The sequence below is a fragment of the Conexibacter woesei DSM 14684 genome (assembly GCF_000025265.1).
Classification (GTDB): domain Bacteria; phylum Actinomycetota; class Thermoleophilia; order Solirubrobacterales; family Solirubrobacteraceae; genus Conexibacter; species Conexibacter woesei.
Window position 1 is genome coordinate 3195157 of record NC_013739.1, and the last position, 13342, is coordinate 3208498.

Genomic DNA, 13342 nt, shown 5'->3' on the forward strand with positions numbered 1-13342 from the left:
TGCCTACTTTCAGTACTCCGGAAATCCCGAGTAATGGAGAAGCGCTAAACCTCTACAAACCTCACTATGAATTGCTGAACCGCTGGACGGGTGACGTAGTCGACGTCCCCGTCCAGGGTCGTTCTGCAACGAATCAGCCGCGCTTGGGTCCGATCAGCCTGACGCTGACGGCCTTCACGGTCGTGCGAGGCCCGGCCGTCGTGACGACCCGCAGCGTCACGCGCGTGCTGCGACGGGCCAGTCGCGCCGCGGCGCGCTTGCTCAGCCGCACGCGCACGTTCCCGCGCGCGCCCGCCTTCAACCGCTTGGGCGCGAGCACCTGCGCCGTGTAGAGACGGCCGCCGATCCGCACGCGCACCCGCGCGGGTACCTTCACCGTGCACGCCCCGGCGCCGCTGCCGCAGGCGACCGTCGCGACGCGCGCGATCCGGTTGCGGCCGACCGCCTGCGCTCCTCTGACCGCGGCGATCGCGGCGGCGGCCGGCTTCCGGGCCGGCTTCCGCACCGGTGTGGGCGTGGGCGCCGGCTGCGCCGGCGGCGCCGGCCGTCCGACCGGCGGCGGCACCGACGTTCGCGGCTCCTCGGTCGAGTACGCGACGTCGATCGAGAGCGGATCGAGCGCCGTCCCGGCCGGGTAGAACGCGGCGAACGCCGGCGCCCCGTTCGCGGTCAGTGCCGCCGGCAGCTCGCGCCAGCCGAGCCGGCCGCCGGCGACCGCCGGACCGGCGGCGGGCGTGCCGAGGTCGACCCGCGCGAGGTCGACGCCGGTGAACTGCTCGACGACGCCGCCGCTGAGCGACTTGCTGGAGACGTCGGCGTGCAGCGTCGCGACGCCGCCGTCGATCTCCAGGCGCGGCCGCGCGATCGTCAGGTCGAGCTGTCCCGCGTGGCCGCTGAAGCGGACGCTGCCGCCGAAGCGCAGCGTCGCGCGCCCGCTCGCCGGGTCGTACGTCCCGCCGTCGGCGGCGAAGCGGAACGTGCCGTCGCCGTTGGCGGTGGCGCCGCCGCCGGTCGTGATGGCGCCGTGCGCGATCGGTCCGCCGACATATCTGCGGAACGACGCCTTGACGCCCCAGTCGAGCGCGCCGCCGGTGATCCAGACGCGTCGGTCGAGCCCTCCGGTCGCGTAGTCGACCGTCAGCGTCGCCGGCTCGCTCGCGTGCGAGCCAACCGCGTTGGTGAAGATCGCGCGGTAGGCGGTTCTGCTGGTGCCGGTCGCACCGTCGACGGTGAGCGTCGTGCCGGTCGCGCCGGCGCCGGGGACGTCCTCCCAGGCGCCGCCTGGCGCCTTCGCCTGCCATCTGACGGTCGGCGCGGGCGTGCCGCTCGCGGTCGTGGTGAACGTCGCCTGCGGCGCCGGCTGGGCGGGGGAGACGGTGACGGTCGCGTCGTCCGGCTGCGCGCTGACCGTCGGCGAGACGTGCCGCGAGATCCGCCGCACGACGCTGTCGCCGCCGTCCAGTGCCCAGAGCGCGTCGCCGTCCGCGGTGCGGATCGCCGCCTCGATGCGTGCGCTCGCGGGCAGGTCGAGCGTGAGCGGGTTGACGTGCTGGGTGTCGGCTGCGACGACGGAGATGCTGCGCGGCGCGATTGCGCCGATCAGGTCTCCGCTCGCGCCGTCGGTCCCGAACCAGCGCATCGCGGGACCGAACGCGATCGTGGCACCGGTCTCCCAGCCGGTGGTGGTGCGCGTCAGCAGCGTCGGATTGATCGACGAGCCGACGATTCTGCCGACCCAGATGCGTCTGCCGTCGTCGGAGACCTGGAGCCGGATCGTCGCGCCGTCGAACGTCGCGACCGGCGTCGGGTCGAGCGTGTAGGGGTCGCCCGCGCCGCTGTTCGGAGTGAGCCGGCGGACGGTGCTCTGCGAGCCCGTCGCGAGGTAGACGTCGCCGGTCGTCTCGTCGACGTCGACGCCGCTGCCGCCGTAGGCGTCGAACGAGAACGTCTGCAGCAGCGCCATCGTCGCCGCGCGGCCGTCGATCACGAAGAGGTGGCCGCCGAGCCGCTCGGAGACGAGCACGCGGCCGCTTCTCTGGTCGACCGCGAGCTCCGGCAGCGACATGCCGCGTTCGCCGCCCGGGATCGTGAACCTCGTCACGGTGCGGGCCGCGACGTCGACGCGGTTGAGCACGAGCGGGCCGTTGCCCCAGCCGGCCGCGACCGTGTACGCGACGTTGCGCTGCTCGTCGACCGCGAGTCCGCCGACGGCGGCGTCGAGCCCGTCGATCGGCGTTCCGACGCGCGTCAGCGTCGCCTCGTCGACGACGGTCAGCCTGCCGCCGCGACCGTCGAGCGCCAGCAGCTGCCGCGCGGTCGCGTTGCGGGCGAAGGACGGGTAGGAGTGGTAGCCCATCGGGTCGCCGGTGCTGTCGGCGACGCTGCTCGGCACACCCGCGGCGGCGCCGGTCGGCTGCCACCGCACGGTGCCGGCAGGCGTCCACGTCTCGCCGGGGGCGACGTCGGGCTTGCCGCCCGGGCCGTCGTAGGTGAAGGTGAACGGGTCGAGTGCCTGGCCCGCCTCGTAGAAGCTCGCGAACGGCTGGACGCCGGCGGCCGTCAGCGCCGTCGGGAGCGCCGACCAGGTCGTCGTCGGCGGCGTGATCGCGGGATCTCTGCCGCTGACGTCGACCGTTGCGAGGTGGACGTCGCCGTAGTCGGTCGGCGTGCTGCCGCCGAGCGGCCGGCTTCTCATCGCGACGAACAGCTTCGCGCCGGTCGGCCGGATCTCGACGCGCGGTCTGGCGAAGGTGAGGTCCAGCTCGCCGGCATGGGCGCTGAAGTGGACCGAGCCGGCGAACGCGACGACCGTCGTCTTCGTCGCGGCGTCGTAGCTGCCGCTCGTCACCGGGAAGCGGAAGCTGCCGTCGGCGTTTCTGGTCGCGCCATCGGCGAGCGTGATCCCGGACGCGCCGACGTAGGTGCGGAACGACTGCTTGAGGCCCCAGTCGGCGTAGCCCGCACTGATCGGGACGGGCGGATCGGCCGCGCGCGCGGCGACGGCGGGGAAGAGCAGGACGAGCGCAGCGAGCGCGAACGCGAGCGCGAGCGACGCGGCGAGGCCGGCGCGTGCGCGTACGGGCGCACACCGGCCTCCCGGCGGAACGGGGATGTGCACGATTCTCCTGAGGTGTGGGGTAACCGAGTTAGGTCACCCTAAGACAAGTTAGGCGACCCTAACACAGCGGCCGGCGCGGGCGGGTTGCGGTGCAGACCGCCGAGCTGCCTGGCGCCGCCGGCCGCTAGCGTCAGGCGGGTGCCCGCCGACGTGACCGCCGATCCGCCCGTCCGCCAGCTCGACCGGCGGCTCGTGCTGCTGCTGGCGGTCGCGACCGGCGCGGCGGTCGCGAACCTGTACTACGCGCAGCCGCTGCTGGACGTGATCGCAGCGAGACTCGGGACGAGCCCCGGAGTCGCCGGGCTGATCGTGACCGCGTCGCAGATCGGCTACGCCGCCGGGCTCGTCTTCGTCGTCCCGCTCGGCGACCTCGTCGAGCGACGGCGGCTGGTCGTGCGGATGCTGATCGGCTGCGCCGTCGCGCTCGCCGCGTGCGCGCTCGCACCCGGGATAGCCGCGCTCGCGCTGGCGATCGTCGTCGTCGGCGTGACGTCGGTCGTCGCGCAGGTGCTGGTCCCGTTCGCGGGCGACCTCGCCGCCGACGACGAGCGCGGCCGCGTCGTCGGGACGATCATGAGCGGCCTGCTGATCGGCATCCTCGCCGCCCGCACGGTCAGCGGCTTCGTCGCCGAGCTGGCCGGCTGGCGCGCGATCTACGTGCTCGCTGCGGCGATGATGCTCGCCTGCGCCGCCGCCCTGCAGCGGATGCTGCCGGTGATCGCGCCACGCGCCGTGACGCCGTACCGCGCGCTGCTGCGGTCGGTCGGCACGCTCGTGCGCGAGGAGCCGCTGCTGCGGCTGCGGATGGCGTACGGGATGCTCGGGATCCTGACGTTCACGCTGCTGTGGACCGCCCTGACGTTCCTGCTCAGCGGCCCCGCCTACGGCTACTCCGAGGGGACGATCGGACTGTTCGGCCTCGCCGGGCTGATCGGCGCGGCCGCCGCGCAGGGCGCCGGCCGCCTCGCCGACCGCGGCCACGCGTCCGCCACGACCGTGCTGGGCTGGGTCGCGGTCCTCGTCGGCTGGATCCTCTGCGACCTCGGCGGCAGCTCGCTCGTCGCGCTGATCGCGGGCGTGCTCGTGCTCGACGCCGGCGTGCAGGGCCAGCACATCACCAACCAGTCGCTGATCTACTCGCTCCGGCCGGAGGCGCGCAGCCGCCTGACGACCGCGTACATGGCCGGCAACTTCAGCGCCGCCGCGCTCGGCTCGGCACTCGCCTCCGCGCTCTGGAGCGTCGGCGGCTGGGACGCCGTCAGCATCGTCGGCGGTGCGACGGCCGTGATCGCGCTCGCGCTGTGGGGGATCGACCGCTGGCGGATCAGCCAGGCGGCCGCGGTCGCGCCGGCGCCGGTGCCGGCACCCGATCTGTCCGCGGCAACGCCGCGACCGCCGCGTCGCGGCTGACCGCCGCGATCTCGTCCGGGACCTCGCCGAGCCGCACGCGCGCCGTGAAGCCCAGCTCCGCGCCGAGCGGCTTGAAGAAGTCGTCGTAGTGCGTCGGCACGACGACACGCGGATCGAGCTTGCCGAGCACGCGCTCCCAGTAGCGCGGCGTCACGCTGCGCCCCGCGACGCCGGCGAGGAAGACGTCGACGCGCTCGGGCCGCAGCGCCTCGTCGATCAGGTTCGCGCTGCCCTGGTGGTAGAAGGAGACGTCCGCGACCTCGATCCGGATGCCCCACACCTGGCCGCAGCGGTACGCGCCCATCCGCAGTCCGTCGAGCTGCTCGCAGGTCAGCTCGCCGGCCATCGGGACCTTGCGGCCGAACAGCAGCTTCGAGTGTCTGCTGGGGGTGAACGAGACGACGAACGGCCCCAGCTCGTAGCGGCGGTACGGCTCGACCTCGACCGCCAGCTCGCCGAGCCCGTGCAGCCGCATCAGCGTCCCGAGTGACGCCGACCCGTACGCGCGGCAGCCGAAGCGGCGGGCGATCGCGGGCGCGTCGACCGCGTGGTCGAAGTGCGTGTGGCCGACGAGCACACCGGCGACGCTCCCGCCCGCCGCGGCGCCCTCGCCGGCGCCCGCGTAGCGCTCGACCAGCGCCGGATCGGGCAGCGCGACGCGGCGCAGCAGCACGTCGCGCAGCGGGATCCGCGAGACGTACGGGTCGACGAACAGCGCGACGCCGTCGTACGTCAGCCGGTAGCCCGAGACGCCGAGCCAGTCGACCGTCAGGCCCGCCGGGAGCGCGAGCGGGACGCGCTCCAGCTCGCGCAGCGCGGCGACGTCGTCGGAGGCGGCGCCGGAGCCGGCCATCGCCTCAGCGCGGCGCGCCGAACGTCATGCGCGCGTCCGGCAGGACGGCGCCGCGGTGGGTGCCCGACAGCAGCCACGCCGGCAGCGACGGGCCGTCGCTGCGCACCTCGACGGTCGCCAGCTGCGCACGGCCGGCGAGCGAGATCGGGATGTCCAGCTCGCGGCCGCCGGGCGCGAGCTGCACGTCGCGCAGCGGAAGGCGGACGGGCAGCCGCCGCCGGCGCGGCGACACCTCCGCCGCGACCGACCAGGCGCTGCTCCCGTGCGTGCCGTCGCCGCGGACGGAGAACGCCGCGCGCCCGAGCTCGCCGGGGGCGGCCGTCCACTCGAACGCGGCGAGCGCCTTCGGCAGCGCCCAGTTGGCGCGACCGCCGTGCAGCGAGGCGATCGAGTCGACCGCGATGAACGGCACGGTCGACGCGGGCAGCGGCGTGCGGGCGAGCAGGACGGGGGAGGCGAGCACCTCGCTGTAGGGCCCGACCGGCGTGTCGAGATAGCGGATGAACGCGCCGATCGTGAGTGGGACGATCCGCTCGTCGCGCAGCTGCTGTGGCAGCAGCTCGGCCGCGCCGGGGCTCGCGGCGTGCATCCACAGGACCGCCTGCACGCGCGTCCGCCACGGCGCCGGCGGCGACGTGCTCGGCAGGCGCGAGGCGAGCGCGTCGCCGAGGACGCACTCGGGCACGCCGTCGACCTGCTGCAGCGGGTGCGTGGGCGATTCGGGCAGGCCGGCCGTGCGGGTCACATCCGCACCATCGCACACCGCCCCGGCCGCCTGCGACGCTAGGGTGCCGAAGATGACGGACCCTGGCATCCGCGCCTCCGACGGCGAGCGCGAAGAGACGATCGAGCGGCTGCGCGCGGCCGCCGGTGAGGGGCGGCTGACGCTCGAGGAGCTGACCGACCGGATCGAGACGGCGAGCGGCGCGAGCACGCGCGGGCAGCTCGACGAGCTGACGGGCGACCTGCCGGCGTTCGGAGACCCCGGCGGCCAGGTCGTGACGACCGTCCCGGCGCGCAACAGCGCGCTCTTCGGCGACCACAAGCGCGACGGTCAGTGGCAGCTGCCGGCGGTGAGCAGATGGGACTCGATCTTCGGCGACGTGAAGCTCGACCTGCGCGAGGCACGGGTCCCCGCCGGCGAGATCGTCATCGACGTGCGGACGTTCTTCGGCGACGTCGAGCTGCTCGTGCCCGAGGGAGTCCTCGTCGAGGTCCGCGCGAAGGCGTTCCTCGGCGACGTCAAGCAGGACGCCGGGATGGCCGGTCCGGCCGGCGCACCGCGGATCGTGCTGACCGGCACGACGGTCTTCGGCGACGTGCGCGTGCGCGCGAGACGGCTGCGCGAACGGCTCGCGGCACGCCTGCGGAGAGCAGCGCAATGACGCCGGCGCGCGGCCGCTTCGTCGTCGTCGAAGGGCTCGACGGCGCCGGCACCACGACCCAGGCGGAACGGCTCGCGGCGATGCTGCGGACTCGCGGCGGTCACGCCGTCGAGCTGACGAAGGAGCCGACGAACGGGCCGCTCGGCGCGGTCCTGCGGCAGGCGATCGAGGGGCGTGTCGCGCTCGACCCGGTCGCGCTCGCGCTCGCCTTCGCGGCCGACCGCGCCGACCACCTCTTCAACCCCGTCAACGGCGTCGTCGCGGCGCTCGACGCCGGGCGCTGGGTCGTCTCCGACCGCTACGTGCTCTCCTCGCTCGCGTACAACCGCGGCGGCGTCGTGAGCCGCGAGTGGGTCGCGGAGCTGAACGCGCGCGCGATCGCGCCGGACCTGACCGTCTTCGTCGACGTCGACCCGGAGATCTGCCTCGAGCGGATCGGCGCGCGCTCCTCCGCCGACGAGCTGTTCCACTCGCGCGAGCAGCTCGTCGCCGTCGACCGCAACTACCGCGACCTGATTGCCGCCGGCCACGTGCACGGTCCGCTCGCGACCGTCGACGGCTCCGGTTCGATCGACGCGGTGCACGACGCGATCTGGACCGCGGTCGGCGAGGCGCTCGGCGACAGCTGACGCACCTGGAAGCGGTGGCACGGCGCACCGCGGGCTGAGATGCTGCGCGGATGTCCACGACCACGCCGCCGCCCGACCGCTCCTGCGACCTCGTGATGAAGGGCGGGATCACGAGCGGGGTCGTCTACCCGCACGCCGTCGTCGAGCTGTCGCGGGAGTACCGCTTCAAGAGCATCGGCGGCACGAGCGCCGGCGCGATCGCGGCCGCTGCGAGCGCCGCGGCCGAGTACGGGCGCACCAGCCCGAGCGGCGGCTTCGCACGGCTCGCGGAGCTGCCCGGCTGGATCGGCCGCGACGGCAACCTCACGGCGCTGTTCCAGCCGCAGGGGCGGACGCGGCGCCTGTTCGCGCTGCTGCTCGCGCCGATCCTGCACCCGCACCGCAGAGTCCGCGCGCTGCTCGGCGCGACGCTGCGCGGCTACTGGCCCGCGGTGCTGATCGGCGCCGCGGCCGGGATCGCGCTGGCGGTCGCGATCGTGCTCGCAGCCGACGGCGCGCCGCTGATCGCGATCGGGCTCGTCGCGGCAGTGCTGCTGAGCGCCGGCGGCGCGTTCGCCGTGCTCGCCGGCTGGCTCGCGCGCAGCGCGACGCGGGCGGTGACGGCGAACGGCTACGGCCTCTGCTCCGGGATGCCGGGCGAGGGCAAGCCGGCGAAGCGCCCGGCGCTGACGCCGTGGCTCGCCGACCTGATCGACGCGACCGCCGGCCGCCCGGTCGGGGACGACGCGCCCCCGCTGACGTTCGGCGACCTTTGGGACGGGCCGGCCGGTGCGCCGGACGCGGGCGGCGAGGGACCGTGGCTGCGGCTGGAGATGATGACGACGAACGTCACCAACCGCCGCGCGGAGCGGCTGCCGTGGGCGAGCCGCGAGTACTACTTCGACCCGCGGGAGCTGCGCCGGCTGTTCCCCGAGCGCGTCGTCAGATGGATGGAGGACCACCCGCCGGCGCTGCCGAGAGCGCCCGAGCGGGCGCGCCGCCGGAGGCTGGGGCTGCTGCTGATGGGTCCGCGACTGCGGCCGATGCCCGACCCGCGCGACCTGCCCGTCGTCGTCGCGACGCGGATGAGCCTCAGCTTCCCGGTGCTGCTGAGCGCGGTGCCGCTGTGGCGCGTCGACCAGAGCCGCGCGGCGAACCAGCGCGCGAACGGGGCATGGCGGGCATGGGCGCGCGAGCAGGCCGCGGCCGGCGACTGGGACCGCGTCGCCGACGCGGTGCAGGACGGCGGTGCCTGGCCGGCTGACGCGCCGCGCGAGCGTGCGCAGGCCGAGCAGGTGTGGTTCTCCGACGGCGGCGTCGCGAGCAACTTCCCGATCCACTTCTTCGACGCCTCGGTCCCGCGCCGGCCGACGTTCGGGATCAACCTGCGGCCGTTCCACCCTGACTTCCGCGAAGAGGTGAAGCTGGCGGGCAAGCCCGGCGACGGTCTGCTCGACTGGTTCTACGAGCTGGAGAAGAGACCGAGCCGGCTCGGCTTCGACGGCCGGCTGGGGCAGTTCCTCGGCGGGATCGTCCGCACGATGCAGAACCGCGTCGACGAGGCGCAGATGCGCGTGCCCGGCTACCGCGAGCGGATCGTCCACGTCTGCATGTCAGCGGACGAGGGCGGCATGAACCTCGCGATGGACGACGAGACGATCGAGACGCTGACGCGCCGCGGCCGGCTCGCGGCCGAGCGGCTGGTCGAGGCGTACGCGGTGCCGCCGGCCGACGACGGCGGGGTCACGTGGGACCTCCACCGCTGGATCCGCTATCGCTCGACGCTCTCCGCGACGGTCGACCTGCTGGCGACGATCGACGCCGGGCTGAGAGGCGCGCCGGAGGGCGGGGAGCGCACGTACGCGCAGCTGCTCGCCGACGCCGGCGACGTCCCGCCGAGAAGCTACGCGCCGACCGCCGGCCAGCGCGCGCTCGCGGTCGAGCTGAACGAGCGGATCGCGCAGCTCGTCGCGCTCGTGGAGGCGAGTGGCGCCTCGCTCGCCGACGACGCGCCGCGCCCCGCCCCGGCCGCGCGGATCGTCCCGCAGGACCTCCCGGCCGACGGCACCTGAGCGGCGCGGTCGTCCTGCCTTGGTGTCGTCCTGCGACAGCAATCCAGGACGACCGCCGTCAGGTGGAGAACAGCACGGCGCTGACCGCGGTCGCGAGGTTGAGGCTGGAGACGCCGGCGCGCATCTCGATCCGCAGCCGCAGCTCGGCGCACGTGAGCAGCGCGTCGCTGAGCCCGTGGCGCTCCGTGCCGAACGCGAGGATCGCGCCGGGCGGCAGCTGCCCGGCGGCGGCACGCAGCGGCTCGCCGGCCGGGTCGAGCGCGACGAGCGGGCGGCCGGGAGCGACGCCGCCGCCCGGCGTCGAGCCGCCCGCGAGCGCGCCGGCCGCGGCGGCGCCGACGACGTCCTCCAGCTCGACCCGGCCGACCGGCAGCGCGAAGTGGAGGCCGGCGGCGCCGCGCACGGCGGCGCGGTCCCACGGGTCGCGCGCGCCGGTGGTGAGGACGCCGGCCGCGTCGGCCGCGGCGGCGACGCGCACGACGGCGCCGACGTTCCCGAGGTGGCGCGGATCCTCCAGCAGCACGAGCGGGCGTGGGTCCCCGTCGCGCGGCGGCGCGAGCAGTGCGACGGGGTCGAGCGGCGGCCGGCGGGCGAGCGCGACGACGCGCGTGTGAGGGAGCTGTGGGGCGAGCGTGCGCAGCTCGGCGGCGTCGACGACCTCCACCAGCTCCCGCAGCCGCGTGCGCAGGTCGGGCGCCAGCTCCGCCGCCAGCGCGTCGAGCCCGTCGGGGTCGCTCGTCGCCGCGCGCTCGACGGTCGCGCCGAAGCGCAGCGCGTGCTTGAGCGCGTGGAAGCCGTCGAGCACGACCGGCTCGGGGGCGGAGGGAGACGCGGGCGCGGTCATCCGCTGAGCCTGCCAGAACCGCACGATGAGTTCCGGTGCGCCACCCCGTCCTACACTCGAACGACTATCCGAATCGAAGGAACGAAGATGGCCCCAGCGCAGCGCACCACGACCTCCGCAGACGGCACGACGATCGCGTTCGAGGTGTCGGGGGAAGGGCCGCCACTCGTCCTCGTCGGCGGCGCGTTCCAGCACCGCGCGATCGACACCAGCACCGCGCGGCTCGCCGAGCTGCTGTCCGCGCACCTCACCGTCCACGTCTACGACCGCCGCGGTCGGGGCGACTCCGGCGACACGCTCCCGTACGCGGTCGCGCGCGAGGTCGAGGACCTCGCCGCCATGATCGACGCAGCCGGCGGCTCCGCGTTCGTCTACGGCATGTCGTCCGGCGCAGCGCTGGCGCTGGAGGCGACGGCGAGCGGGCTGCCGATCGAGCGCCTGGCGCTGTACGAGCCGCCGTACATCCCCGACGAGACGCGCGAGCGGGCGCCTGGCCCGACGTTCATCGAGCTGGCGCAGGCGGGCAAGCGCGGCGAGGCGGTCGAGCGCTTCCTCGGCGACGCGGGCGTCCCGGCGGAGGCGATCGCCGGCATGCGCGCCGCGCCGATCTGGCCGGCCTTCGAGGGCGTCGCGCACACGCTCGCGTACGACGGCACGATCATGGGCGACGGCAACGTCCCGGCCGAGCGCGCGGCGAAGGTCAGCGTGCCGGTGCTCGTGCTCGACGGCAGCGCGAGCCCGGAGTGGGCGGCGAACGCGGCGCGCGCGGTCGCGGCGAACGTGCCGGACGCGCGCCGGCAGACGCTCGCCGATCAGACGCACGACGTCGCCCCGGACGTGCTCGCACCGGTGCTCGCGGAGTTCTTCGCGCAGCGCTGACGTAATCGCGCCGGCGTTGCCGGCAGATACCGGGTGAACCCGACGAAAGGACTCACCCGTGGTGTCTCGCCTCTTCATCGCCGGCGCGTGCGCGCTCGGCATCGGCGGTGCGCTCGCCGGCGCGGCGCTCGCCGAGGACCCCGACATGAGCGGCTGGTCGGACGCGTCGAAGCTCGCGCCGACCTCCGTCCAGGTCTGGGGCCCCGGCGGGCTGGAGCGGACGATCGACTGCCCGACGCTGACCGCCGACCCCGTCTGCGATCCGACGCCGTGGCCGACGAACTACGACCCGCTGATCGCCGCGAGAGACAGAGCGTTCCGCGCGCTGTCGAGAGCCGGACGCTGGTTCTCGGCGGGCGGCTGGGATCCCGCGTTCGCGGCGATCGACGCGGCCGACGCGTCCGGCGGCCCCGGAGCGGCGAAGGCCGAGACCGACATCATGCAGGTCACGCTCGTCGGCCGTGACGTCGCGCTCGTCGGCACCGCCGCCGGCGGCGAGGCGAAGCGGAAGGCGGTGGTGCGCGCCGCGAAGAAGCAGAGAGCCGCGAAGCGCAAGCGCGGCAGAGGCGCCAACGGAGCCGCCAAGGCCGGACCGAAGCGCCCGTAGCACCGGCTCGCCCGGACGTCCACGGATCGTCGCGGATCGTGGGCGGCGCGCGCGTCGCCCGCGATGCGCGAGCATGGCCGGATGGACAGCACCGAGTACGCGAGCCGCGACGGCCTCGGCCTCGCCGAGCTGATCGCCGCCAGACATGTCACGTCAGCCGAGGTCGTCGAGGCCGCGCAGCGGCGTGCGCGCGAGGTCAACCCGCGCGTCAACGCGATCGTGCGCTGGATGGACGACGCCGCCGAGGCGCGCCTGGGCGAGGAGCTGAGCGGACCGTTCGCCGGCGTCCCGTTCCTGCTGAAGGACCTCGGCCAGGAGTACGCGGGGCTGCCGTCGTCGTTCGGCTGCAGAGCGCTCGCGAGCACGCCGGCCGTCGAGCACGCGACCGTCGTCAAGCGCTGGCTCGGCGCCGGCCTCGTCGTCTTCGGCAAGACCAACACACCGGAGTTCGGCGCGAAGGGCGTGACGGAGCCGGAGCTGTTCGGCGCCGCGCGCAACCCGTTCGACCTCGCGCGCACGCCCGGCGGCTCGTCCGGCGGCTCGGCTGCGGCGGTCGCGGCCGGGGTCGTGCCGGTCGCCGGCGCCAGCGACGGCGGCGGCTCGATCCGCATCCCCGCCGGCTGCTGCGGGCTGTTCGGGCTGAAGGCCGGCCGCGGGCTGATCCCGCATGGGCCCGCGATGGGGGAGCCGCTGGAGGGCGCCGCGACCGACGGCGTGATCTCCCGCAGCGTGCGCGACAGCGCCGCGATGCTCGATGTGCTCGCCGGTCCCGACGCGACGATGCCGTACGCGCCCGCGCGCCCGGAGGGACCGTTCCTCGACGAGGTCGGCCGCGAGCCGGGCAGGCTGCGGATCGGCTTCCACGTCGGCTCGGCGATCAATCCGAGTCCGCACACGAGCGCGGTCACGGCCGTGACGGAGGCCGCGCAGCTGCTGGAGCGGCTCGGCCACGACGTCGAGCCCGTCCAGGCGCCGTTCGACGATGGCGCGCTCGCACGCGACTTCCTCACGCTCTGGTTCACCAATGCCGCGCACCTCGTCGCGAGGGTCAAGCAGCTCACCGGCTCCGACGACGACGGCTTCGAGCAGGACACGCTGATCATGGCCGCGCTCGGCGCCAAGGTCAGCGGCGTCGAGCACGTCGCCGCGCTGGAGCGCCGCCACGAGCACGTCCGCGGGCTGGCCGGCTTCCACGAGCGCTACGACCTGCTGCTGACGCCGACGCTCGCCGAGCCGCCGCCGCTGGTCGGGCAGTTCGACACGCCGCGCGCGCTGCGGCCGATCGCGGGCGCGCTGTTGAAGGCGAGAGCGGCCGGAGTCCTGTCGCGCCTCGGCGTCGTCGACAGAATGATCGACGAGAACCTCGGCTGGGTCCCGTACACGCAGCTCGCGAACCTGACCGGCCGCCCGGCGATGAGCGTCCCGCTCCACTGGACCTCCGCTGGGCTCCCGCTCGGCGTGCAGTTCGTCGCGCGACCGGGCGGCGAGGCGCTGCTGCTGCGGCTCGCGGCGCAGCTGGAGACCGCGCAGCCGTGGGCGCAGCGCCGCCCGCTGCTCTGAGCGCGC

Annotated in this window: 11 protein-coding genes; 7 read left to right on the forward strand and 4 right to left on the reverse strand. The window is 74.9% G+C overall.

All coding sequences use genetic code 11. The features are described from left to right. Window positions 1–133: 133 nt before the first annotated feature. Window positions 134–3118, reverse strand: a complete 2985-nt coding sequence (locus tag CWOE_RS14905; RefSeq protein WP_012934458.1) for an HtaA domain-containing protein — start codon at window positions 3116–3118, stop codon at window positions 134–136. A gap of 138 nt (window positions 3119–3256) precedes the next feature. Here CWOE_RS14905 and CWOE_RS14910 point away from each other — a divergent pair, with 138 nt between their 5' ends. Next, on the forward strand, window positions 3257–4528 hold the full coding sequence (locus tag CWOE_RS14910) for an MFS transporter (RefSeq protein WP_012934459.1): 1272 nt from the start codon (window positions 3257–3259) through the stop codon (window positions 4526–4528). On the opposite strand, the gene CWOE_RS14915 is transcribed toward CWOE_RS14910, so the two are convergent. Beyond that, a complete protein-coding gene (locus CWOE_RS14915; protein WP_012934460.1) occupies window positions 4443–5381 on the reverse strand; it encodes an MBL fold metallo-hydrolase in 939 nt (312 codons plus the stop codon). The two genes, CWOE_RS14910 and CWOE_RS14915, sit on opposite strands and share 86 nt — an antisense overlap. Before the next feature lie 4 nt (window positions 5382–5385). After that, window positions 5386–6126, reverse strand: a complete 741-nt coding sequence (locus tag CWOE_RS14920; RefSeq protein ID WP_012934461.1) for an acetoacetate decarboxylase family protein — start codon at window positions 6124–6126, stop codon at window positions 5386–5388. Window positions 6127–6178: 52 nt separating this feature from the next. On the opposite strand from CWOE_RS14920, the gene CWOE_RS14925 reads away from it, so the two are divergent. The 3 genes from CWOE_RS14925 to CWOE_RS30740 are packed head-to-tail and all read left to right on the forward strand — an operon-like array spanning window position 6179 to window position 9446. Then, window positions 6179–6766: a DUF1707 SHOCT-like domain-containing protein gene (locus CWOE_RS14925; protein ID WP_012934462.1), complete on the forward strand. Its 588-nt coding sequence runs from the start codon at window positions 6179–6181 to the stop codon at window positions 6764–6766. Next, window positions 6763–7395, forward strand: coding sequence for a dTMP kinase (gene tmk / locus CWOE_RS14930; protein WP_012934463.1), 633 nt, complete (start codon window positions 6763–6765; stop codon window positions 7393–7395). The genes CWOE_RS14925 and tmk overlap by 4 nt, the downstream gene beginning before the upstream one ends. 50 nt (window positions 7396–7445) lie before the next feature. After that, window positions 7446–9446: a patatin-like phospholipase family protein gene (locus CWOE_RS30740; protein WP_012934464.1), complete on the forward strand. Its 2001-nt coding sequence runs from the start codon at window positions 7446–7448 to the stop codon at window positions 9444–9446. A gap of 58 nt (window positions 9447–9504) precedes the next feature. Here CWOE_RS30740 and CWOE_RS14945 read toward each other — a convergent pair whose 3' ends face one another. Beyond that, a complete protein-coding gene (locus CWOE_RS14945) occupies window positions 9505–10290 on the reverse strand; it encodes a TrmH family RNA methyltransferase (RefSeq protein ID WP_012934465.1) in 786 nt (261 codons plus the stop codon). An 87-nt stretch (window positions 10291–10377) separates the two neighbouring features. Between CWOE_RS14945 and CWOE_RS14950 the strand changes: the two genes are divergently transcribed. The 3 genes from CWOE_RS14950 (at window position 10378) to CWOE_RS14960 (ending at window position 13336) form a co-directional block, all read left to right on the forward strand. Next, the gene (locus CWOE_RS14950; RefSeq protein WP_012934466.1) at window positions 10378–11169 is read left to right on the forward strand and encodes an alpha/beta fold hydrolase; all 792 of its coding nucleotides are present in this window, start codon (window positions 10378–10380) and stop codon (window positions 11167–11169) included. A gap of 58 nt (window positions 11170–11227) precedes the next feature. Then, window positions 11228–11776: a hypothetical protein gene (locus CWOE_RS14955; protein WP_012934467.1), complete on the forward strand. Its 549-nt coding sequence runs from the start codon at window positions 11228–11230 to the stop codon at window positions 11774–11776. Window positions 11777–11857: 81 nt separating this feature from the next. Next, a complete protein-coding gene (locus CWOE_RS14960) occupies window positions 11858–13336 on the forward strand; it encodes an amidase (protein ID WP_012934468.1) in 1479 nt (492 codons plus the stop codon). The last annotated feature ends 6 nt before the right edge of the window (window positions 13337–13342 follow it).